Origin of the sequence: Glaciecola petra, from assembly GCF_031846345.1 — a bacterium.
In the GTDB taxonomy this organism is placed as follows: Bacteria; Pseudomonadota; Gammaproteobacteria; order Enterobacterales; family Alteromonadaceae; genus Glaciecola; species Glaciecola petra.
Window position 1 is genome coordinate 548,044 of record NZ_JAVRHX010000002.1, and the last position, 23,309, is coordinate 571,352.

Below are 23,309 nucleotides of genomic sequence, written 5' to 3' on the forward strand. Positions count from 1 at the left end.
TACACTCTGCATTATAGCCGAGTACCGCCACCAAGTTGTTCGACAGCTTTTGATAGTGCTTTACCCATATCGTTTAGCGCAATAATATTTTTTGTGGCCCCCAACTCAATAGCAACTCTTGGCATACCAAATACAACGCAAGACTGTTTATCTTGGGCCATGGTAATTGCGCCTGCTTGATACATCTGCAACATGCCATTTGCGCCGTCTTTACCCATGCCAGTTAAGATACAAGAAATAGCATTTTTGCCTACTACACTTGCTAAACTTGCAAACATTGTATCAACAGAAGGTCTATGACCAGATACCAAAGGGCCGTCAGACAGCTTTATTCTGTAATCTGCCCCGTGTTTAAAAACTTCTAGGTGCTTATCGCCAGGCGCAATATAAGCGTTACCTGCCAGCAAACGTTCATTATCTTTAGCTTCTTGTACATTTATTTTACACAAGGAATTGAGTCGGTTAGCAAAAGACTTGGTGAAATTAGGGGGCATATGCTGAGTAATCACCGTAGCAGGAAATGCTGGTGATAAGTTAATCAATACTTGTTTAATTGCCTCAGTCCCGCCAGTTGAAGCACCAATACCGACAATCGTTTCGGTTCCAGAGTATTGCAATGGAATCGCTTTAGCACTTGTTGACGCAGGAGGACTGGCTTTTGGTGTAGTGTTAGCTGCAGCTCGAATCTTTTCAACAATTTCTTGTTGATATTGACCAATGCCATTAACCACATCAAGCTTAGGTTTGGCGATAAAATCAATGGCACCTAGCTCTAAGGAGCGTAAGGTGGCTTCAGCACCGCGTTCGGTTAAGGTTGAAATCATTACCACCGGAGTGGGTTGTGCTTTCATTAGTTTGTCTAAAAAAGTCAAGCCGTCTACTTTAGGCATCTCTATGTCTAAGGTAATTACGTCGGGCTTATGTTGCACTACCATTTCTTTTGCGACAAAAGCATCTGGCGCAGCTCCGACCAATTCAAAGTCGGGTGTTTGGCGAATTATTTCACTTAGCAAGCTTCTAATAAGTGCGGAGTCATCTACAACAAGAACTCTTATTGTCATTACAAAACCTCTATCATTTAGAATAAATCAACATCGCCAGAAGCTGGAGCGGTATTGACTTTTTTGCGATACTCGCTTTCTCTTTCAAGTATCGTAGTATTGTGTAGCGATTTAAGTTTGCGGACTTTTACTTCACCCGTCAGTGGAAAAAAATACACTTTTCGAGGGTATTCTCCAAGCAAGTCTTCGGCTTGAACTTTTATGTTCTCTGTGGCTAAAAAGTCTCGAATAAAGGAAACATTTTGCTCACCTACACTGTTGGTTCTGAGCTGCTGTAATACATTGGCGCCACCAAATACTTTTGCTTCAAGCCGTTGTTTTCCAGCGCCTAATTTCATCAAGTGGTTAATAAGAACTTCCATGGCATAACTGCCATAACGAGCTGACTCTGAATTAAAATTAACGTCATCTTTATTCGCGGGCAATAAAAAGTGATTCATACCTGCAACGCGTGTTATTGGGTCGCGTAGGCAAACAGAAACACATGAACCTAACACAGTCACAATGAGCGTAGAATCTTGAGTGGCAAAATACTCGCCGGGCAATATTTTAACGGCATCAATATTAAAATTTTTGTCGAAGTATCGATTAGGAGCTAGGTCATCACTGAAAAATTCACTCAAAATTGCCTACCTCCATTTAATTGATAAATCGTTTTTCCTAGCGGCTTAATAATATTTTTAGCATGCGAGAAATTTTCTGAGTGGCCAGCAAAATATAAACTTTTATCATGCATATGTTTTGTTATTTTTTCTAGAATATTAAGTTGTGTACTTTTATCGAAATAAATCATTACATTGCGGCAAAACACGATATCAATATTCTTGGGTAAGTCCCAGCTAGCATCCATTAAGTTAAGACGCTGAAAAGAAATTAACCGTTGAAGTTCAGGTACAACTTTTACCAAACCTGCTTGCGCACCTTTGCCACGATAAAAAAAACGTTTTTTGAAGCTTTTATCAAAAGCATCGAGTTGTTCTATTTTAAATACACCTGCTTTTGCTTTGTCCAAAACGTTCGAATCGATATCTGAGGCAATAATTTTCACCGGTATATCAAAGGATTTAAACGCTTCAACCGCGGTCATAGCGATGGAGTAAGGTTCTTCACCAGTAGAGGATGCGGCGCACCATATACTGACGCTGCGCCCTTGACCAGTAAATCTATTCTGCGAAAGTATGTCGCGTAGCTCATCAAAATGATGTTTTTCTCGAAAAAACGAAGTAAGGTTTGTTGTGAGCGCATTTATAAACTCTTGATGCTCGCTTGTATTGGCATCAACAAATTTCAAATAAGCCTCAAAGCCCCCTAGCTTTAGTTGTCGAACTCGCCGGCTTATACGGCTATATACCATTGAGTCTTTACTATCGGCTAAATTAATACCCGTAAGTGCTTTAAGGCGCTTACGCACGGCCTCAAAATTGGCCGGCGTATAGGGGAACTCTTTATTTTTTGACTCACTCTCGGCCAACATGCTTAAAAGCTTTCCCACTCATCTTCTTCAGATGCTACAGGTAACAATTTACGGCTCGAGCTCGACTTGCTTGGTTTTGCTATTACTGGTGAAACCGACGCAGATGGCAGTTCTTCGAATTGTTGACTCAAAACATCACCTTGAGATGGTGTCAGTTCAGTAGTGGTGTCACCCTCGTTTAATTTGAATGTGCCTACTCTTTTGGTTAAATCGCCAGCTTGAGTGCTCATGCTTTCAGCAGCAGCTGCTGATTCCTCTACTAAGGCAGCATTTTGCTGGGTCATCTCATCCATTTGGGTTACAGCTTTACTGACTTCATCGATACCGCTGGCTTGCTCAGCAGAGGCGGCAGCAATTTCACTCATAATGTCGTTAACGCGCTGGATAGACACTACAATTTCTTGCATTGTGTCACCCGATTTATTCACTAAAGTATTCCCACTTTCGACTTTAGAAACCGAATCTGAAATAAGGTCTTTAATGTCTTTGGCAGCATTGGCAGAGCGCTGCGCAAGTGTACGTACTTCAGACGCTACCACTGCAAAACCTCTACCTTGCTCTCCTGCTCGCGCGGCTTCAACTGCAGCGTTTAGTGCAAGTATGTTGGTTTGGAAAGCAATCCCGTCAATAACGCCAATAATATCTGCGATTTTTTGAGAAGATTCATTAATTGACGACATAGTATCGACCACTTGGCCAATTAATTCTCCACCACTTCCTGCAACTTCCGCAGCTTGCGAAGCTAAACCATTAGCTTGGTTGGCATTTTCTGCATTCAATCTAACAGTGCTGGTTATTTCTTCCATACTAGAGGCAGTTTCTTGTAAACTCGAAGCTTGTTGTTCGGTTCGCACCGACAAGTCAGAGTTACCTTTGGCAATTTCAGTAGAAGCGTTATTAATGGTCTCACTGGCTTCTCGAATTTTACTGATCATTCCTGCTAAATTGGACGATGTTGTGTTGCAATAGTCTTTCAAGTCTTGGAAAGTACCTTGATAATCACTTGTAACACGTTTTGTTAAATCACCTTCGCTTAAACCAAGCAATACATTACTCACTTCATTGAGTCCTGACTCAGTAGTCTTCATTAACTGATTTAGGCCTTGCGCTAAGGTTAATAAAAAGTCTTTTTTACCGTCTTCGTCGATACGTTTGGTAAAATCACCCGCCAAACTCGCTTCAACAATTTCTGCTATTTCACTTTCGGCATTAATTTCGTCAGTGCGCTCTAACCACTCTACTACCGTACCGATGCGAGAACCGTCCGCACCCAGTATTGGGCTGGCAGTTAATCTGAAATGACGAGGCCCTATGGTAATCTGAACCACATGCTTACTGGTCATGCGTTCAAGCATGGCTTTTTGGTGACTAGGATCTTTATGGAACAAATCTATATTTTTTCCGATTATGTTGTCGGCATCAAAGTGTGGAAGCACTTTCTTTAAATCCGCTTCGCATTCTTTTAACATGACTTTTACAGAGCGATTTAGATAAATTATTTCACGGTCGGCATTAGCAATCATGACATTGACTGACGCACTATCTAAGGACTCTAGAATGCGAGCAACACGTCTCTCTTCCTCGTATACTTCAGTCATGTCGTGCCACTCAACAGAGTTACCGATATTTTTACCTTCGTTATCCTTGATTGGGTTAATCATTAGCTTAAAGCTATATGTTCCCAAGTCTAACCGAGCCTCATGCACGTTAGTTAACTTGTCGAGCACTGAATGTTGGTGTGCAGGGTTTTTATGGAAGCCATCGATGCTGGTACCAATAAGCGTTTCCACGTTAAATTGTGGTAAGTTTTTACGAATGTCGCTTTCGGCTTTTTTAAGTAAGGTATAAACTGCATCATTCATATAAACAATTTTACGATTTTCATCAGACATCATGAAACAGGTAGAACTGTTGTCTAAGGCCTGTTTGATTTTTTGCGATTCGAGCGCAGTAACAGCGGCTGCTTTTAACTGTTCGGTGAGTTCAGACAGTCTCTTTTCTAATATCCCCATCTCATCTTTACGGCTGGTATTAAAGGGGATTTCATAATTTCCTTTGGCAATCTCACTAAAATTACCAATCAATTTGTTTGCTGATTTATTTAACGAACGCACAATTGTAAAACCAATAATTGAACTGATAAATAGCATCGCAGTGATTATGATAAGGGTAGTGGTTCTGCTGCTAGAAATGGTTGAAATACGCTCTTCTAAAAGCGTTTCTAGTATTCCGATACTACCGTTATGAATGGTATATAGCGAATTAATAGCAGCACTATAATCATTAAAGAAATTAGTAGAACTATAAGTTCCAGCACTTTTCTGCAATATTTCACGCTGAGTAAGTTGCGATAGTTGATCTAGATTTGATTTTAAACTTTTGGTTTCTTGAGCAAGCTTGCTAAAACGTTCGTCTGACTCCGCCGCAGATTCCATGTTATAGAGCAGGTCAAGCAAAGGTGACTCAATGTTATTCAAATAGCCATTGATAGCGGCCTTTTGCACGGGGCTAATTTGGGCTGCAGATAACGCGCCTGCGCCGGCACCTCTTACACGGCCAAGTGAATCTGAAAGTCGTGGCAGATTCTGAAAATTAGCGATAATTGCATGATAAGAAGCTGCGGCTGGGTCATAACTCAATAGGTAAAACTTAGAAATTTCCGAGATGAGCATATCACCAGATGTAATTATGCCAGAATGGATACTAAATGACTCACTTGGACTCACTCTGTTGCTGGCAACACCACTTTTAATATTATTCCAAGTTTGTCTGATATTATCTAAACGCTCAAGCAAATTTCTGCTAGCTTCGCTTTGTTTTAAAGAGGCTTCGACTTTCTTAATTTGCTGTTCAACATCAATCGCTTTTTGATTGATTGACGAAAGCTTAGATGAATCCCCGTTTAAATAACTGGCTGACAAGCCGCGATGTTCAGCTATCACTTTGTTTAACATCACAACATGTGAGGCTGGCTGTACACCATTTTGCTCAATAACTGTAGACGCTTGTGATTCAACTGAAAGGCTAGTGTAATAGTAGGTAGGTAAGGCTAAGCCTAAAAGCGCTAACAAACCTATCACTGACATTTTCAAAGACAATTTAAAATTATCAAAAATACTTAACACTTTCATTTTATTCTTGCTCCACTTTTAAGCTTGAATCTAACAACCCTAATTCATCACTCGAAATTAGCTTTTGTATGTTGACTAAAATTATCATTTGCTCATTAATTGAGGTGAGTCCATGCAAATAAGCACTGTCGAAGGCGACGCCAAATTCTGGTGGGGATTTCACTTCAGACTCACCTACTTTAATAACGTCGCTAACTTCGTCTACCACTATGCCGACAATACGCTCGCCAACCATCAACATGATGACAATGGTGAATTCGTTATAAGTGGCTTCTCCTACATTAAATTTGAGGCGAAGGTCAACAATAGGCACGATATCACCCCTTAAGTTGATGACTCCTTTAATGTAATCAGGCGCATTGGCAATTTTAGTGACTTCTTCATAGCCCCTAATTTCTTTTACCGTCATGATGTCTAGAGCGTAGTTTTCTTCACCTAAAACAAAGGTTAGAAATTCCTGATGAGCTTCATTGCTTAAATGATGCTCAATATTTTGTGTTTGTTTGGGAGTGGTTTGACTAGCTTGCAATGGACACCTCCTGAGGGGTAACTGTATTGATTTCTGTGGCAATTGACTCTACGTCCAAAATCATAGCAACACTGCCATCGCCCATAATGGTTGCGCCTGCAACGCCAGGGACTTTTTTGTAATGTTGTTCTAAGCTTTTTATGACCACTTGTTGTTGTCCTTCTAAGCCATCTACTAGAATACCAAATCGTTTTCGACTGGTTTCTACCAGCACTACTATTGCTTCTGTCGGTTCGCTTATAGCGTTGTCGAGCGACATGAAATCATGTAGGGCAATTAACGGCCAATATTCATCTCTGACCCAAAGTAAATGGTCATTTTTAAGTGTCTTAATTTGTTCAGCGGCGGGTTGCATCGACTCAACAATATTGGTTAAAGGAATAACGAAAGTTTGCTCGGCAACAGAAACACACATTCCATCGACAATCGCTAAAGTCAACGGCAAACGAATTTTAAACACGCTACCAGTGCCTTCATGACTTTCAATTTCTACTAATCCACCAATGGATTCAATATTACGTCTCACCACATCCATTCCAACGCCGCGTCCTGATACATCCGTAACAGCTTCAGCGGTTGAAAATCCGGCTTCAAATATTAATGGCCAAACTTTTTCGTCAGGCATGTCTTCACTGACATCTAGGCCATTTGCCATGGCTTTTTCCAAAATTTTGTCACGATTGAGGCCAGCACCATCATCGGTAATTGAAATAATAATATTACCGCCTCGTTGCTCAGCAGCTAAAATTACCGTGCCTTTTCTCATTTTACCTTTTGCTTCACGCGCGTCGGGCATCTCTATGCCATGGTCAATGCTGTTGCGGATTAAATGGGTAAGTGGGTCGACTAATTTTTCGATGAGGCCCTTATCTATTTCTGTATTACCACCCTCAATAATGAGCTCGACTTCTTTATCGAGTTTGTCTGCTAGATCCCGTATGACGCGAGGAAAACGATTGAAGGCAAATGACATAGGCAGCATACGCATAGACATAACAGCTTCTTGTATTTCTCTGATGTTTCTAGATAATTCACTGATGGCGCCGTCTAACTTTTCTTCCACCTCGCCATGTACGTCTCGGCCTACAATCTTAATCATAGATTGTGTAATAACGAGCTCACCCACAAGGTTGACTAAAGAATCAATTTTTAGTGTGTCCACTCTTATCGAACCAGATTCTTTTGTATCAGCTTTAGATTTCTTAGCAGCACTTGGTTTTTTTGTCGCGTTAGTTTTTATAGGTTTGGTGACTTTAGGCTGGCCTGTTGTTGAGTCTTTTGCCACTGCCGGCGCGTTATTGCCGCTTTTATTTGAGTTGTTTGGTTTATTTTGAGCGGCAGGTTCGTTTTCGATGGTTTCAAAAAAGCCAAAGCCATCTTCTGCTTCGTCTTTTTCTTTGGCCGCCATTTTTTCAGCTGTGGGAGATTCAGAATCTTCAAAAAAACCAAAGCCATCTTCATTTGAAGATTCGGCAGTTGTTTCTTCATCTGTCTGAATCTCGTCGAAAAAGCCAAAGCCATCTTCTGTATTGGTTTCAGAGCTTGAATTTTCGCTGGTTACTGTTTCTTCGAAAAAGCCAAAACCTTCGTCTTCAGAAGTTGGTGTTTCTTCGACGCCTTCGTCTTTTAATAAAGCTTCTAGAGCTTGAGTACCTTTGTTTATTTCGTCCCAATCAATTTCATCTTCATTCTGGTAACACTCCAAAATATTTTTTAATGTGTCTACCGTAATAAGTAATTGGTCTACGATTGTTTTTGTCACGACTAGTTCGTTTTGGCGAGCTAAGTCAAGTATATTCTCCATGACATGCGTCAAACCAGTTAGGGCGTCAAAACCAAAAACACCACTACCGCCTTTTATCGAATGGGCAGCCCTAAAGATGCTATTGAGTTCTTCTATATCAGGCTCGTCAAGAGACAAATCCATCAATAGGTGTTCCATATCGTCAAGATGCTCTTGGCTTTCTTCAAAGAAAACGCCATAGAATTGACTCATATCAACCGACATTATATTTCCCCTAAGTTTGGCAAAGTATCAGCTTATTTTTGCAAGACTCGTTAACACAAATTTATTGAAGTACTTTGGCAGCAACAGTCAATAATTTTTGTGGGTCAAAAGGTTTTACCATCCAACCGGTAGCCCCGGCTGCTCGGCCTTTTGACTTCATGCCATCACTTGCTTCTGTCGTTAGCACAACAATAGGCGTGTTTCTATAACTGCCCATCCCGCGCAAAGACTTAATTAGTGTCAGACCATCCATGCGTGGCATGTTTTGGTCAGTCAGCACAAAGTCGTACTGTGCACGTTTACACATGTCCAAAGCAGCTTGTCCGTCTTCAGCAGTTGTTACTTGATACCGAGCTGATTTCAGTGTTACTTGCACCATTTGTCGAATAGAAGGTGAGTCGTCTACAACCAATATATGCTTATTCATCGCTTACATTTCTCGCTTTATAGTGACGGAAGTAAAGTTGCCAGGAGCAATTACTTCAACTTGTTTACATAATTTGTTAATCAAGGGCATACCCCGCCCTGAAAGAGCTAATTCGTTTTTACTTGAAGATGACTTTGCATCGTAGCCTTTGCCAGAATCTTTAATTGAAAATGCAATTTCTTCTGTTTCAGGTTGATATTCCAAGGTCATTTCCAATTTGTCTGTGTCTTCCATATTTGCCAAGCGTTTTTCTTTTAACTCTATGTAATCCGCAAAACCGGCGACATCATTTTTCAAATCAGAATCAAGATCCAATATGCCATGGTCTAACGCATTGCTAATAAGTTCTGCAAATACAGTGAAAGCTCGTTGTCTTAAGTCACCTACCATATCAGCCGAATGCATCAATGCATCGAACACACCAATAACATCGGTAGCGGCAATCACCTCGCCCTGCAAAGTTAACGATGCAATAATACTGCCAGTTTTCTTCACAGCATTAGAATTTTGATTTTTTTCACGGCTACTGAGTATGTCTGCAACTTGCACATCGCAAAGTGATAAGTCGTCTTGCAATTCCAATAATTCGTTAAACACAGTAAAATAATTAACTACTCTGCTCACTAAATGTTCTTGGTAATCCCAGTTGCTTAAAATATCAAGTAACCTAGACATACCAAAAGCTTCACCATTGTTATTTTCTTGTTCAATTAAGCCATCACTAAAAAAGAACAAATTACGGATATTTTTCGCCGAAATAGAGCTAATACCCGGATCAAAATCTTCCGGCTCCATTATGCCTAATGACATCGATGTACTTGGGTAATGAACTAAACTTTTATCTTCATTTAGGGCAATGATATCGGGCATGCCACCATTAAAAATATCGATGCTTTGGTCATGGGGATTGATTTCTAAACCAATTACCGCGACAAATTTGTCGTCGGGTAAATCGCTACACATTTTTTTATTTGCTTCATGAATAATATGCGCAAGCGGTAAACTCTTGCGCAGCATAGCTCGCATCGTATTGATTAATGGGATAATACTAATGGCCGCCGACAATCCATGCCCAGTTGCATCTGCTAAAAAAATCAATTTGTTGCCATTGGGGGCAGTGTCGCTAATGAAAAAATCGCCATTAAAGGCGCTTGAAGATTGTAAATAAGTGGTTATGTGGTCGCTGTCTTGTTGCAAGTTAGCAGATAAATGTTCATACATATATCTCGCCAATGCTTCTTCTCGCTTTTGCTGATTGACCATTGCTTCTAGACGTTTGGTTTGTTCACTCAATTTTTTTGCTTTTTGAAAGTTGCTGTGAACGCGTAACAACTTTTGCCACAATAAGTCTAAAGAGAGGGGTTTTACTAGAAAATCATCAATACCACTTTCGAAGGCTTCTACCATCACATTTTGATTTTCGTCTGCAGTTATCATCATGATTGGCGTATCAATTTTGGCGTGTTGTTTAAAATGTTTTATCGCTGTTATGCCGCTTCCATCCGGTAGGTTATTGTCCAACAGAATAAAATCGTATTCGGTATCTTTGATTTGACTTTTTGCAACGGCTAATGTTTGTGCAAGATCTACGACACATTCATTGGAACTTAAGAATGTGTCGATGATTTCACCAAATAGATTATCGTCTTCAACAACTAATATACGCATATTGGCAGCTCGGCCTTGTATTAGGCTATTTCAAATAAACGGTCGAAATTTGCAATTTGCAAGATTTCTTTAGCACTTTCTCTAGCACCTCGAATACGCACTTTGATATTCATTTGCTTCGCTTTCTTTTGAAAAAGTACCATCATGCCAAGCGCCGAACTATCTAAGTATCCGACTTTACTAAAATCGAGCGCGATTTCCTTAATGCCACTGTCGTTAAGAACGGCTTGATATTGGTCAGTAAATTGCTTGTGATAACTGAAATCAAAACGCTCAGGTACTTGTATTGTTTTTTCACTCATTGCTAGTTCTTCCTTTCGGTTCGCATTGCTAGGTATTCGGTTTAAAATAGGTCGATATCGCCAGAATCCATGCTATTTGCTGATACTGGGTTGTGAGCTTGGAGATTGCGAGCTTGGAGCTCTTCCACATGGGAGTGCAATCGATTCATTGTTTCGTTTAGGTTGTCTAATTGAATGTGATTTACTTGGTCTTGAATGAACTGAAGAGAACCGATAGTAAATGCTAAATTTTGTCCATTAATGTCGCCAAACTGGAGACCCCTGATCGAATTATGCAAGGCTTCATCAAGTTGTGCTGACACCGCTTGTAAACCTTCAGTAATTGATGAGTCTTGCTCAGCTTTAGCAATAATACTAAGCAAAGCTTCGTTAATTTCTTTTTTTGCATCAATAACATAGCTCACATCATAACTAGCGAGTTCACCTACATCTTTGGTCAACCCTTCTATTTGTTCAGACATTGCTTTAAGTTGTTTTTGTATTGCTTCGCTGAATTGTGAAGACCGGTTTGAGAGCGACCTTACTTCGTCAGCAACAACCGCAAAGCCTCTGCCATGTTCACCTGCACGGGCGGCTTCGATAGCAGCGTTTAGTGCTAATAAGTTTGTTTGGTCTGAAATGCTGTCAATGTCTTTGACAGCTTTGAGAACCTCGGGCACTGAATCGTAAATCTCAGTAACCTGGTCTAGTAATGCCATGCTCGATGCTGACATATCTACTGTTGATTTGATGAATTTGTCTAGTGTTTCGCCGGTACTCCCAGCAAAGGTACGCATTTTTTCACTATGCATGATCTCTGAGTCATCATCGGATGTGATAAGTGATTGGATGGTTTCCATTTGTTGCGTTACTAATGATTGTAACCTATCAAAGCTAGTACTGAGGGTAGTAACGGCATCATCTTGAGTACTTTTTATGTCACTCATGTTATTTTCGCATTCTTTCATTGCAAGTAGTGCTTCAGATCGTAGTTGATCGAATTGTTCGGCCTTACTGTTTATGAGGGGCGCTTCGTTTACGATATCAACCGCAATTGCGGTTTGGTCATTGCTTGTGCCGAGATGCAATAGATGGGTATACAAGATACATCCTGACAAACCGAAAATGGCAATGCCAAGACTGATAGTATGAAACCCGAAAAACATAAGACCTACTGCCAGCAATATAGTAAGACTGCTAGCGACCAATGTATAAAGCGATACCTTGTTCATTCTTTTCTCTTGATGACGCAACGCATTCCCAAGATTGGACGTTTGAGCCTTGCACATTAGATGCACAATTTGCCTATGCGCATCATACATTGCGCACAATAGTCCTCACTGAGCAAAATACGTTAAGATTAATGCCTAGTAAGGGTATCGTATGAAAATGGGAAAAGTTTAGTAACTAATTGGATTTAGGTAAGGTGTTTTTGGCATGCGTGGCAAAAGGTTCCGCTTTCATAAAACCTGTCACTCTAGCACGCTCGAGCTCTTGCCCATTTAAGTTGAAAAACATAATCGTTGGCAAGCCGATAATATTAAATTTTTCCTGAAACTCTAAGTTGCTTGGTGTATTTTCAGTTAAATCAATTTGCATCCAAACTACTTCTGATAATGCATCAACCACTTGAGGGTCTGGAAACGTGTATTTTTCAAACTCTTCACAAGCCTTACACCATGTGGCGTAGAGGTCTAACATAACGGTTTTACCTGAGGCATTCGCATCAGCAAGTTTTTGCTCAAAATCTGTAAGATCACGAACGACCATAAACTCTGGATGACCTTGTTCATGAGCAAGATTGTTGCTTGTTGTGCCCAAAAGAGTAGGTATCCAATTCATTTTTTGTAAGGCTACTATTGTGAACAAAATACTAATCATTAAACCCGATGCAGCAATAAGTGTCCTAACACCTTTCATGAAAGTGGTCTGTGTTGCTTGATTGACGGTGTACCAGTATGTAAATAGACCTAAACCTAAGGCAGCCCAGAGTAAATCAGTCCAGTCTGCGATAATAAAGCGTTCAACAAATAAAATCGCTACCGTTAGCATCATGAATCCAAATGTCACTTTAATAACATTCATCCAACTGCCTGCTTTGGGTAATAATTTGCCACCGGTAACACCAAATAGTATCAATGGAATACCCATACCGATACTGAGCGCATAAAGTGCAGAAAACCCGAAAATTAAACTATCGCTTTGTGCAACCACGATCAATACTGCGGTAAGTGGCGCCGTTGTGCATGGCGAGGCGACTAAGCCCGAGACCACACCCATAATAAAGACACCCCAATAATTACCTTGTTTTTGTTCGCCACTTAAGCCATTAAGTTTTTCTTGCCATTTAGCAGGCATTTGAATTTCGTATAAACCAAACATAGCTAATGCCAATGCTACAAACAGAATAATAAACACCCCTAATAGAATAGGATGTTGTAATGCGGCTTGAAACTGCACGCCCGCTGAAGCAACAATAAGGCCTAATATAGAATAAGTAATAGCCATACCTTGCACATAAACAAAAGACAGCGTAAATGCATGTGATGCTTTAATATCTTTTTTGCCTTTGCCAATTACAATGCTCGATAAAATTGGGTACATTGGATACACACATGGGGTAAATGCTAGACCTAAGCCCAGCAAAGCCAACAGACCTAAGCTAATAAAAACACTTTGGTCAGACAGCAGTTTTTCAGCCAGCGTAAACTGCGAAGAAACCGCGCTACTTGTATCGCTTTGGCTATTGTTTGCCAATGAAGGGTTTGCACTACTAGCACTATTGGAGGCTGATAAATTTTGTTTAATCGTAGTCGTTTGGTAACACAAACCGCTGTCGGCACAACCCTGATAACTAAATTCCACTGTGTCATCAGCGCCATTAGCTAGAATATCGTTTTCAGTGCTTAAAATAGGGTAACTTAAGGTGGTTTGTTGCCCATTATTGGTTATATTCGGAGCACCTAACTCTCTGAAAAAGGCATCGATGACAAAAGCGTTTTGATTAAACTGAAAACCTATATCACTCGCAACTGTCACAACAATGTTGTCTTGGATTTTCTCAATGTTGGCTGAAAACACTTCTTCTGGAGTGGGAAGACCGCTATCAAACTCCGACAAAAATACCACTTTTGTAGTGGGTGGATAGCACAAGCCAGCTTTAGCACAACCTTGGAATCTAATTTTGACTGAACTGTCTTGTTTGGCCCTAATGATAGGATATGACATTTCCATATCGACAAAAAACACGTCAGAAAGGCCAAAAAATTCGTCTTCTATTTGCTCGTGCTGGGGGTAAGTGGCTGCGCCAAGCGTCGCATTTTTGGTGCTAGTTTTAAATTGTTTTTTGTATAGGTAATAACCGTCGGCAATATCCCATTTAATGATAAGTTGATCACCACGTTGCTCAAAATCAAAGCCGAATGCCTCATCTACTTTCAAATACTTGGGTGAATCGTTAAATAATGAGTCTGGGGTCTGCTGAGCAAAACCAATATTACTCGCAACAAATAAAGATAAAAACCCGAGAAAAAAAGTAACTTTTGACCAAGCGTTATGCATGAATTAATCCTAGCAAAAAATAGAGTGTCGGCGAATAGACCATGAAACCACATAAAAACTTTCACATTTGCTGGGTTTAAACCTGGAAGTCTTTAGCCAACAAACAAGCGCATAGGTTAACATACTATTATTCCGCATTTTTAGATTGATTAATTCATGGGTGTCCCAACTTATACTTAAGCCCATGAAGAGAAGGAAAATTGTATGCTGCCATTATTTTTGTTGTTCGTCATACTGCCTATAGCCGAAATCATGTTACTAATTAATGTGTCGGCCAGTATTGGTGGCTGGAATACGTTTTTTATTGTTATTGTGACTGCATTTTTTGGTGCTTATTTTGTGCGTCAGCAGGGGTTTTCTCTTCTTAATACCATGCAGACTAAAATGGCGAGTGGGCAGGCACCCAGTTCTGAAATGGCTCAAGGTTTGTTGCTACTGGTTGCTGGTGTGCTGCTCATTACGCCCGGGTTTATTACTGATGCCCTCGGGTTTTTATTTACGCTACCATTTAGCCGAGAGCCGATCGCTCGCTTTTTAATGAGCAGAATTAACTTCCAAACGATGGGCGGTGCAGCACATCAGCAATTTAGAGATCAGCAAGGCACTGAACAAAACCACCACCAAAGTAAGGGTGACATTATTGATGGTGAATACGAAGACAAAACCGACGCTGATAGGGCAAATGACGAAAAAAACCGCCTAAATTGAATTTTTTTTTGCTTTAGGTCTTGAGATTGATTGCCTAGCCCCCAACTATCTACCAACTTAGATTTGTGCCCCTTGAGATAGACATTATTCAAAGCGCATAGCAGGTGTTGTTGACTTAAGCTTTAAAGCCAATAACAACTTAACTTAAACCCTTATGTTAATAAGAATGTTTACATGAATTTTCAGGAGATTTGAAAATGGCAATTCGTCCTTTACATGACCGCGTCATCATTAAACGCGAAGAAGTAGAAAGTAAGTCTGCCGGTGGTATTGTGCTCACTGGTTCGGCTGCTGAAAAATCGACTCGCGGCAAAATAATTGCTGTGGGTAACGGTCGCGTTTTAGAAAATGGCGACGTGAAAGCACTCGACGTTAAAGTTGGTGATAGCGTAATTTTTAGTGAAGGTTATGGCGTTAAAACTGAAAAGTTAGACGGTGAAGAAGTGCTCATCCTTAGCGAGAGCGATATTCTTGCGGTTGTAGAATAAGCCCAAAAAAATAATCCATATGAGCTAGCTGATAGTCACTCAGCAAATAGTTACTCAGCAAACTTGTTTGAAAATCAATTATTAGAGGAAAATAACAATGGCAGCTAAAGAAGTTTATTTTGGCGACGACGCTCGCGCAAAAATGCTTAAAGGTGTTAACGTATTAGCAAATGCGGTACGTGTAACTTTGGGGCCAAAAGGCCGTAATGTAGTATTAGAAAAATCATTTGGCGCACCTACTATCACTAAAGACGGTGTATCTGTAGCGAAAGAAATCGAACTAGAAGATAAGTTCGAAAACATGGGCGCTCAAATGGTAAAAGAAGTGGCGTCTAAAGCGAACGACGAAGCCGGTGACGGCACCACTACTGCTACCGTACTTGCACAAGCAATTGTGACTGAAGGTTTAAAATCGGTTGCAGCTGGCATGAATCCAATGGATCTTAAGCGCGGTATCGACAAAGCGGTTGTCGCTGCTGTTGAAGAATTAAAATCCCTTTCTACTGAATGTGCCGACAGCAAGTCTATTGCACAAGTAGGCACTATCTCTGCTAATTCTGACACTGTTGTTGGTGAAATCATTGCCGAAGCAATGGAAAAAGTGGGTAAAGAAGGTGTTATTACTGTTGAAGAAGGTCAAGCTCTTCAAAATGAACTTGACGTCGTTGAGGGTATGCAGTTTGACCGCGGTTATTTGTCTCCGTACTTTATCAACAGCCAAGAAAATGGAACTGTTGAATTAGAAACACCATTTATTTTGTTGGTTGACAAAAAAGTATCAAACATTCGTGAGTTGCTTCCTACACTAGAAGCGGTAGCAAAATCTTCTAAGCCTTTGCTTATAATCGCAGAAGATGTTGAAGGTGAAGCTCTAGCAACACTTGTAGTAAACAACATGCGCGGCATTGTTAAAGTTGCTGCTGTTAAAGCACCTGGTTTTGGTGACCGTCGCAAAGCAATGCTACAAGATATCGCTACTTTAACCGGTGGTACGGTTATTTCTGAAGAAATTGGTCTTGAACTAGAAAAAGTTCAACTTGAAGACTTAGGTACGGCTAAGCGTGTTGTGATTACTAAAGACAATACGACCGTTGTTGATGGAGCTGGCGAGCAAGATGCCATAGAAGGCCGTTGCAACCAAATTCGTGCACAAGTTGAAGAGTCCTCTTCTGACTACGACAAAGAAAAGCTTCAAGAGCGCTTAGCTAAATTAGCTGGTGGTGTTGCAGTCATCAAAGTTGGCGCAGCGACTGAAGTTGAAATGAAAGAGAAAAAAGCCCGTGTTGAAGATGCATTACATGCAACACGCGCAGCAGTTGAAGAAGGTGTTGTAGCTGGTGGTGGTGTTGCACTAGTCCGAGCAGCTTCTAAAGTAGCAGAACTTAAAGGCGATAACGAAGACCAAACTCACGGTATCACATTAGCGTTAAGAGCAATGGAAGCGCCATTGCGTCAAATTGCGTCTAATGCAGGTGCAGAGGCTTCTGTTGTGACAAACGCAGTTAAAAATGGCGAAGGCAACTTTGGTTACAACGCAGGTAATGACAGCTACGGTGACATGATAGAAATGGGTATTCTTGACCCAACTAAAGTGACACGCTCAGCCCTTCAGTTTGCGGCATCAATTGCAAGTTTGATGATCACTACCGAAGCGATGATTGCTGATGCTCCAGCCGAAGAAGGCGCAGGCGGTGCTCCTGCCATGCCTGATATGGGCGGCATGGGTGGAATGGGCGGCATGATGTAATAGATTTTAAATCTATTAGCCTCGCTCTAACCATTTAAACAGAAAGCCTGAATAGTGATATTCAGGCTTTTTTATTGGCTGCTTATCAATATTTAATAATACTTTTTTTATGTTTTAAATGTGGGGAAGTAAAACCTACCTTACTGCCAAGCTTAATGAATTCTATGATACGAAAGCAGATATTTATGCCAATTTCGTTATGACCATAAATAATTTAGTTTGACAGCATATGTTGCGAGTAAAAAATAAACACAGCACTTAATACCGCTTTCATTTGCCCGACAATAGCCATTGATATCTGCATTTATCGCATATCTAACCGCACCAAATTTGCCAGGGGGAAAAATGTAGTTGAAGTAGAAAAGAAACTTTTAACAGCGGTACCTGCTGAGTTTAAAAGCAAAACAGAATAAAAACCTTTATAGAAAATACTGGTGTCAAAGTAAAAAGCTACTGATTAAACCTTATAGATAGATTGAGTAAAGCTTTTGTAAATAACCTTTAACCCTAAAACGACTTTTGCTAGCGTGAGCTACCATGGTTTCAATCTGTAGTGTAGTAGGATGGTTAATATGCGTAACAATCGTTTTCTGTTGATTTGTAGTTTGTTGTTTCTCATAGGATTATCAGCATGTGGTGGTGGCAGTAGCAGTGATAGTGACTCTGCACCTCCCCCGACTCCCCCCACCCCCACTGTTACATTGTCAGTATCCTCCGAAAGTGTTGAAGTGAATACAGAGTTCAATTTGGCTTGGTCTACCATTAATGCAGATACATGCACTGCGTCTGGAAGTTGGAGCGGAGATAAAGCAAGTTCTGGCAGCGAAATTATTACAGAAGTGCAAATAGGAACCAAAGGCTATACGATTTCTTGTTCTGGCGCCGGAGGGCAAGTTTCATCTAGTGTTGAAGTTGAAATAACTTCTCTGACCAATACTGACCAGTGGGATCATGTTCACATCCCCTACGGCACAGACGACCCTAATCGCCAGTGGCTCAACATTCACTTAGCCTATGACCAATCTACGCCAATGCCTATATATCTGCTTGCCCATGGCAATGGTGGTTCAGCCGATGGTGTGAGTGAAAATGAATTACATGCTCTCGCCAACGAAGGTTATGCGACAATAAGTTGGGAATCTATACCAACAATCAGTAACTCTGATGAAGGCGCGATAGGTATTGCCGATGCGCAAGTGATGTTTGAATGGGTCATTGCTAATGCAGATACATACAATTTGGATCCTGACCACATTGTTGTTGGTGGCCGTTCTCGTGGTTCTATTATTAGCTGGCAGTTAGCCCACAGTAATCATCCATCGATTAAAGGTATTTATATGTATAATGCGCTGCCGCAATCAGCATGGCAGGATGTGGGCACATGGAGTCCTGTGGATGAGATCACTATCGATAGTCCCGTCACTTATTTGGTTTATGGCCCTGATTTTGATGATGATGACGGCCATAACCCAGTGAATGTTGATCCATTGCTAGCTCGTTACGACGAACTAGGAATCGGCGACAAAATAACTCGTCATGTTGATATGTGGGGAGATTTTCGTGGAGATAATGGTGGTTGGACTAATGACGCTCACACAATGCATTACTTTGCCGAGTTCGCAGCACAAGTCGAAGAAACTATTATCCCTCATACCTTAAGCCGTAATACATTGTTTATGGGGCACAGTTTTTTCGCCCCTATTGCCAGACAAATTCCTGTACATATGACACAACTTGGTAACGGCGATCATAGTCAGCACGTAGAATCTTCACCTGGTGAAACAGGTACGCCAATTGCGCTATGGGAGGACGAAGGTCATAGAAATACAGTTCAAGCTATTCTTGACACCGGAGAGGTTGAATTATTTGGTATGACTGCTAGCCCGACCATGCAAGGTTATACGCTTTGGATAGATTATGCCTTGTCTACAAATCCAAATACCAGAATCGTAATAGGCACACCTTGGTTGGATTTCCCCGCCAATTATAGTGACGCAGCCATCTATGAGAATACGATTATTGACGGTATTGATAGTAAAATCCAAGTTGATATAGATGCACTTAGATTACTGTACCCTAATACAGAAATAATCAATTTACCTTACGCTTTTGCTGCAATCCAATTGAGGAATATGTTTGAAGCAGAACAATTACCAGGTGTGACAGAACTTATTGGTAGTAATCCTGAGACGTCTATCTTTCGAGATGAAAAAGGTCATGGACATGGAAATGGCTTATTGCTCGACTTAGCAGAATTTATCTGGTTACGCCATATTTATGGCATTGACTTAGATTCATACGAATATAGCGCTGGACATGACATAAATCTGAAAGAGATTGCCAAATCTATTCTAGATAAATACGCCTACTACTTTGAACCATCAACCCCCATCATTCAAAAGGGGAAAATCACGAAGCAGATAGAAGTCAATGGGATTACTCGGGAGTACATCATTTACGTACCAGAAAACTATACGAGAAATACCTCACAGCCGTTGCTGATGTCATTTCACGGACTGACAGGTAATATGGAGTTAAATTACGGTAACACGAAGTTCAATGAGCAGGCAGAGAGCAATAACTTCATAGCCGTTCACCCAAATGGGCTTTCCAACAGATGGACACTGACCGCCGACAACAATGCTGATGTGGATTTTATTCAAGCTCTACTAGATGAGGTGGAGAAAGACTTCAACATAGACTCGAACCGAATTTACTCCACAGGTATGTCCATGGGCGGCTTTTTCAGTTTCCATTTGGCATGTAAGCTCTCAGACAGGATTGCCGCTATCGCTTCAGTGACAGGATCTATGTATCAACATGCTATTAATGATTGTTCACCGTCAAAGCCTATGCCCATCCTTCAGATACATGGTACTGAAGATGACATAGTTGATTACTCAAGTATAGCTGGCTTACTTGACTTCTGGACAAACCATAACAATACAGAAATTACCCCCGTCACGTCCAATATCCCCGATGTTGATGCAGAAGATGGAAGCACGGTAGAGCGCCTTGAGTATTTGAATGGAGATCAAGGTGTTGAAGTCCATCATCTTAAAATAACGGGTGGCGGTCATGATTGGGCAGGTTTCAGAGGGAACATGGATATCAATGCGACCGAAGAGGTTTGGAACTTTGTGAAGGACTATGACCTTGATGGAAAGATTGAATAATGGCGTTGAGACTTAATGTGATCAAGTTTGAAATTCACACCGGCTGGGCTACAAGCCGTCCTTCGAGTTAGCTATGTGTATCTAATTTACGCCTATATTGTTGGCTATGCAGACAATGAGTCATAATAATTTTAAACTTTGTTTTGGATTAGTGTGAATCACGATGTTTTCTCAACAAAAATTTTATTTTATTATTTTTTCAACTGCTTAACTAAGCCTTATGAGCGGTCGGGGTATAAAGCAGGGTAGCATACATTATATTTTTTAATTCTGATTTAATCACTTAAAAAACTCACCCATAGGTTTTTATAAACGGTATTTCTAATTCCTTCACCATGCGCTTTTTTTCCATCCCGTACTTTTTCTTTGAGTCTATATATGTGTTCTTCAGGAATAGCCATCGCGTTATAAGTATTGTTTATTATGTCGGCCATAGGTTCTTGACTGTGATATACACCAAACCAATCTTTTGCTGGTGTTACACTTTCATTATGATACCAATTGGCAATTGCAGGGCGAGCCGAAAAATCCCATCCTCCTGAAAAAGTAATGATCTTGTTTACAACAATTTTTTTGGCGATGAAGGCCGCCATTCCGCCACCTTGAGATTGACCTGCAACTATGATTTTTTTCCAGTTTATACGACCATTTACTAGAAACTTATCCCAGTGCCCTTTTTTATCAAACTGAATTAAATAACTAAGTAGTTTTTCAAAACGATTAATAATCGCGTCTTGAGGTTGATCTGGAATGAGTGGTAAAAGCTGCGTACCAAACACTCGCTGTGTCCTAAATTTTTCTGCGGGCGACTCAGCTTGATACCAAACGAGATGAGGTACATCAGCTTTTGTTATTGAAGCATCTGTGGCTGATGGCTTGATCATAATCTGATGAATGTTGTTTGCTAAAATAGTAGATGGTTGAACTTCGATAGTTTCTGCACTCGTTTTAGCATGAGAAAAGCCAATAATGATACAAAATAATATACACACTACATTGAATAAGTTTATCCTTTTCTCTGGTTTAAGCATGCTAATTTCCTTTCCCTAAAATAAAATTTACACCTGCTTGTGCATGAATGGTGGTCGTATTGAAAATTGGAACATCAATATCACTTTGACTAATCATCAAAGGAAACTCAGTACACCCTAAAACAACAGCTTTTGCACCCGCGTTAATAAAGTCGTTTAAAATGCTCAAAACGTATGACTTAGAATCTAACACAATCTTACCGTAAGTGAGCTCTTCTTGAATGATCCTGTGTAACTCGTTTAGCACCTTTGCACTTTGTGGCACTAATACTTCTATGTTTTGCTGAACTATCCTTTTTGTAACAAAATCCTGTGACATTGAATATTTAGTGCCAATAAAACAGACCTTTTTTATGCCTTTAGATTTTATATCTGATGCCGTAGCATCAGAAATATGTAGAATGGGCGTCGACACTTCTTTGGCTACCAATTCGTATACTTTATGAGGTGTGTTGGCACAAAACATCAATTGCTGTGCGCCGGCTTTTTGAAGGCTTAATGCTGCCTCTGTAAGCAGTTCCGCGATTTGTTCCCATTTTGACTCAAGTTGTAGCCGGTGGATCAAGGACTGATTTAAGGTATAGACTAATAACGGAGGGTTAGTATTGTCTCCAAAGTGATTGTTTACCGACTGATTAATCTCTCGGTAATACTCAATAGTAGAATGCCAAGATGTCCCGCCTATTAAGCCTAATTTTTTCATGCAATATACTCATTTTAATTGGCTAATTTTCGATGGCTCAACAACCAATACAAGATGAAGCCAATGAAGACTTGGGCAGCTAACATTAGCCACGCTTTATAAGATGATTGAAACGCGGCAGCGATGCATACGACAATTGAAATATAGGGTAAAGCAAACCACATCAGCTTTTTAAAAATAGCAGAGGGGAGCGGCCAATCTTGTTCAGAGCGCAGTTTCAAAAGCGCTAAGGTACACAAAAAGTAAACGACTAATCGAGAAAGCACGCTGACCATAGCGAGCCAAATAAAGCCGCCAGACAAGCTCAATAAACATGCAATTACGCCAAGTGTGATAATAGAATGATCAGGCGTAGAATATTTTTTATGCAAGTGGGAAAACCATTTTGGGAGCGCCTGCGACTCTGCCATCGCAAAGGTTAACCTCGATGTGCTTATCATGGCAGCAAGCAAATTAGCAGCAATTGAAAATACCGCAGCCATCGCTATCATCCACGCTCCCCATGGACCTAATAATGTATCAGCAAGTGCAATTAAAGGTGTACTGTCACTATTTGACTCGTTCACAAATGCCACATAACTCAATTGTACTAGTGCATATAAAATTGCTGTTGCTATGACAGTACTCATTAGTGCTAGTGGTACATTTTTCTTTGCTTCTTTGGTTTCTCCAGATGTAACTAATACTGTTTCGAAACCAATAAAAGCGTATAACGTTAATAAGGCTGCTGCACCAACATCACTTATCGCAACTGGAGACATTTTTAAGTTTGCGCTTCCTATTTGAGACAATGCAAAGCCGATAAGTATGACAATTGGCAACAACTTAAGCAGAGTGAGGCCATCTAAAAAGCGTATGGCTCTTTTAACACCGATGAGATTAATAAAGGTCAATAAAGCGCACAACACAATGACCATAAAAGATTCGTTTAGGTAGGCAGTAGCATCTGCCAACAAAAAACCTGCATATTTAAATAGCACGTGAGCATTGGCGGCAAGTGCTGCAGCTCTAGCCAAATAATAAATCCAGCCTGTTTGAAAAGATACTGCGCTACCAAAGGCTTTCTCGGTATAAACAACCGGGCCTCCAGTATTTTGAAACTTAGCGGCAAGTTGGGAAAAACTCCACACAACAGATAAAAGCAAAATACCAAATACTAAAAAAGCAATTGGGCTTGCATTTCCTAGTATATTGTCCATTTTTGCGGGTAAAGCAAAAATACCTGCACCAATTACACCATTGATGACGAGTAAAGATGCTCCTATTAAGCCAATCTCTCGTTTTAACTGCATCGTATGCCTATGTGAAAACTGTTT

18 protein-coding genes and 2 pseudogenes are annotated in these 23,309 nt (G+C 40.5%); 5 read left to right on the forward strand and 15 right to left on the reverse strand.

Features of this window, described 5'->3' with window-relative positions; all coding sequences use genetic code 11:
- Positions 1–11: 11 nt before the first annotated feature.
- From RM552_RS10240 to RM552_RS10290, 12 genes and pseudogenes are all read right to left on the reverse strand, one after another.
- A complete protein-coding gene (locus RM552_RS10240; RefSeq protein ID WP_311368738.1) occupies positions 12–1,061 on the reverse strand; it encodes a protein-glutamate methylesterase/protein-glutamine glutaminase in 1,050 nt (349 codons plus the stop codon).
- A gap of 17 nt (positions 1,062–1,078) precedes the next feature.
- A complete protein-coding gene (cheD, locus tag RM552_RS10245; protein ID WP_311368739.1) occupies positions 1,079–1,684 on the reverse strand; it encodes a chemoreceptor glutamine deamidase CheD in 606 nt (201 codons plus the stop codon).
- Positions 1,681–2,532, reverse strand: coding sequence for a CheR family methyltransferase (locus RM552_RS10250; RefSeq protein WP_432277209.1), 852 nt, complete (start codon positions 2,530–2,532; stop codon positions 1,681–1,683). The genes cheD and RM552_RS10250 overlap by 4 nt, the downstream gene beginning before the upstream one ends.
- Before the next feature lie 5 nt (positions 2,533–2,537).
- Positions 2,538–4,526, reverse strand: coding sequence for a methyl-accepting chemotaxis protein (locus tag RM552_RS17740; protein WP_432277210.1), 1,989 nt, complete (start codon positions 4,524–4,526; stop codon positions 2,538–2,540).
- Positions 4,512–5,666 (reverse strand): annotated as a pseudogene (locus tag RM552_RS17745) (nitrate- and nitrite sensing domain-containing protein); the annotation flags it as partial. The gene RM552_RS17740 and the pseudogene RM552_RS17745, both read right to left, overlap by 15 nt.
- A 1-nt stretch (position 5,667) precedes the next feature.
- Entirely contained in the window at positions 5,668–6,156 is a 489-nt protein-coding gene (locus RM552_RS10260; RefSeq protein WP_311368843.1) for a chemotaxis protein CheW, read from the reverse strand.
- 28 nt (positions 6,157–6,184) lie between these two features.
- Positions 6,185–8,203, reverse strand: a complete 2,019-nt coding sequence (locus RM552_RS10265) for a chemotaxis protein CheA (RefSeq protein WP_311368740.1) — start codon at positions 8,201–8,203, stop codon at positions 6,185–6,187.
- Positions 8,204–8,264: 61 nt separating this feature from the next.
- The gene (locus tag RM552_RS10270) at positions 8,265–8,630 is read right to left on the reverse strand and encodes a response regulator (RefSeq protein WP_311368741.1); all 366 of its coding nucleotides are present in this window, start codon (positions 8,628–8,630) and stop codon (positions 8,265–8,267) included.
- Positions 8,631–8,633: 3 nt separating this feature from the next.
- Complete coding sequence (locus RM552_RS10275) at positions 8,634–10,298, reverse strand: ATP-binding SpoIIE family protein phosphatase (RefSeq protein ID WP_311368742.1); 1,665 nt, start codon at positions 10,296–10,298, stop codon at positions 8,634–8,636.
- 20 nt (positions 10,299–10,318) lie between these two features.
- Entirely contained in the window at positions 10,319–10,600 is a 282-nt protein-coding gene (locus RM552_RS10280) for an STAS domain-containing protein (protein ID WP_311368743.1), read from the reverse strand.
- Between the two features lie 41 nt (positions 10,601–10,641).
- Positions 10,642–11,901: a methyl-accepting chemotaxis protein gene (locus tag RM552_RS10285; protein WP_432277205.1), complete on the reverse strand. Its 1,260-nt coding sequence runs from the start codon at positions 11,899–11,901 to the stop codon at positions 10,642–10,644.
- An 85-nt stretch (positions 11,902–11,986) separates the two neighbouring features.
- Positions 11,987–14,140, reverse strand: a complete 2,154-nt coding sequence (locus tag RM552_RS10290; protein ID WP_311368745.1) for a protein-disulfide reductase DsbD — start codon at positions 14,138–14,140, stop codon at positions 11,987–11,989.
- 204 nt (positions 14,141–14,344) lie between these two features.
- Between RM552_RS10290 and RM552_RS10295 the strand changes: the two genes are divergently transcribed.
- From RM552_RS10295 to RM552_RS10315, 5 genes and pseudogenes are all read left to right on the forward strand, one after another.
- On the forward strand, positions 14,345–14,848 hold the full coding sequence (locus RM552_RS10295; protein WP_311368746.1) for an FxsA family protein: 504 nt from the start codon (positions 14,345–14,347) through the stop codon (positions 14,846–14,848).
- A 197-nt stretch (positions 14,849–15,045) separates the two neighbouring features.
- Positions 15,046–15,336, forward strand: a complete 291-nt coding sequence (locus RM552_RS10300) for a co-chaperone GroES (RefSeq protein ID WP_311368747.1) — start codon at positions 15,046–15,048, stop codon at positions 15,334–15,336.
- 97 nt (positions 15,337–15,433) lie between these two features.
- Positions 15,434–17,083 (forward strand): chaperonin GroEL, encoded by a 1,650-nt coding sequence (groL, locus tag RM552_RS10305; RefSeq protein WP_311368748.1) that lies wholly within the window; start codon positions 15,434–15,436, stop codon positions 17,081–17,083.
- A gap of 248 nt (positions 17,084–17,331) precedes the next feature.
- Positions 17,332–17,481 (forward strand): annotated as a pseudogene (locus RM552_RS10310) (endonuclease III); the annotation flags it as partial.
- 174 nt (positions 17,482–17,655) lie between these two features.
- The gene (locus tag RM552_RS10315) at positions 17,656–20,259 is read left to right on the forward strand and encodes an alpha/beta hydrolase-fold protein (protein WP_311368749.1); all 2,604 of its coding nucleotides are present in this window, start codon (positions 17,656–17,658) and stop codon (positions 20,257–20,259) included.
- A gap of 275 nt (positions 20,260–20,534) precedes the next feature.
- On the opposite strand, the gene RM552_RS10320 is transcribed toward RM552_RS10315, so the two are convergent.
- Genes RM552_RS10320 through RM552_RS10330 form a run of 3 tightly spaced genes read right to left on the reverse strand, consistent with a single transcriptional unit; the run spans position 20,535 to position 23,285 of the window.
- The gene (locus RM552_RS10320; RefSeq protein WP_311368750.1) at positions 20,535–21,290 is read right to left on the reverse strand and encodes a BPSS1187 family protein; all 756 of its coding nucleotides are present in this window, start codon (positions 21,288–21,290) and stop codon (positions 20,535–20,537) included.
- A 1-nt stretch (position 21,291) separates the two neighbouring features.
- Positions 21,292–21,993 carry an aspartate/glutamate racemase family protein gene (locus RM552_RS10325; protein ID WP_311368751.1) on the reverse strand — a complete coding sequence of 234 codons (702 nt, stop codon included), beginning with the start codon at positions 21,991–21,993 and terminating at the stop codon, positions 21,292–21,294.
- A gap of 14 nt (positions 21,994–22,007) precedes the next feature.
- Complete coding sequence (locus tag RM552_RS10330) at positions 22,008–23,285, reverse strand: APC family permease (RefSeq protein ID WP_311368752.1); 1,278 nt, start codon at positions 23,283–23,285, stop codon at positions 22,008–22,010.
- Positions 23,286–23,309: the final 24 nt, after the last annotated feature.

Excerpts from the sequence above, each read along its gene's own strand:
- RM552_RS10240 (WP_311368738.1), bottom strand. The coding sequence starts at position 1,061 with ATGACAATAAGAGTTCTTGTTGTAGATGACTCCGCACTTATTAGAAGC.
- RM552_RS10265 (WP_311368740.1), bottom strand. The coding sequence starts at position 8,203 with ATGTCGGTTGATATGAGTCAATTCTATGGCGTTTTCTTTGAAGAAAGC.
- RM552_RS10270 (WP_311368741.1), bottom strand. The coding sequence starts at position 8,630 with ATGAATAAGCATATATTGGTTGTAGACGACTCACCTTCTATTCGACAA.
- RM552_RS10275 (WP_311368742.1), bottom strand. The coding sequence starts at position 10,298 with ATGCGTATATTAGTTGTTGAAGACGATAATCTATTTGGTGAAATCATC.
- RM552_RS10280 (WP_311368743.1), bottom strand. The coding sequence starts at position 10,600 with ATGAGTGAAAAAACAATACAAGTACCTGAGCGTTTTGATTTCAGTTAT.
- RM552_RS10285 (WP_432277205.1), bottom strand. The coding sequence starts at position 11,901 with ATGTATGATGCGCATAGGCAAATTGTGCATCTAATGTGCAAGGCTCAA.
- RM552_RS10290 (WP_311368745.1), bottom strand. The coding sequence starts at position 14,140 with ATGCATAACGCTTGGTCAAAAGTTACTTTTTTTCTCGGGTTTTTATCT.
- RM552_RS10295 (WP_311368746.1), top strand. The coding sequence starts at position 14,345 with ATGCTGCCATTATTTTTGTTGTTCGTCATACTGCCTATAGCCGAAATC.
- RM552_RS10300 (WP_311368747.1), top strand. The coding sequence starts at position 15,046 with ATGGCAATTCGTCCTTTACATGACCGCGTCATCATTAAACGCGAAGAA.
- groL (WP_311368748.1), top strand. The coding sequence starts at position 15,434 with ATGGCAGCTAAAGAAGTTTATTTTGGCGACGACGCTCGCGCAAAAATG.
- RM552_RS10315 (WP_311368749.1), top strand. The coding sequence starts at position 17,656 with ATGCGTAACAATCGTTTTCTGTTGATTTGTAGTTTGTTGTTTCTCATA.
- RM552_RS10320 (WP_311368750.1), bottom strand. The coding sequence starts at position 21,290 with ATGCTTAAACCAGAGAAAAGGATAAACTTATTCAATGTAGTGTGTATA.
- RM552_RS10325 (WP_311368751.1), bottom strand. The coding sequence starts at position 21,993 with ATGAAAAAATTAGGCTTAATAGGCGGGACATCTTGGCATTCTACTATT.
- RM552_RS10330 (WP_311368752.1), bottom strand. The coding sequence starts at position 23,285 with ATGCAGTTAAAACGAGAGATTGGCTTAATAGGAGCATCTTTACTCGTC.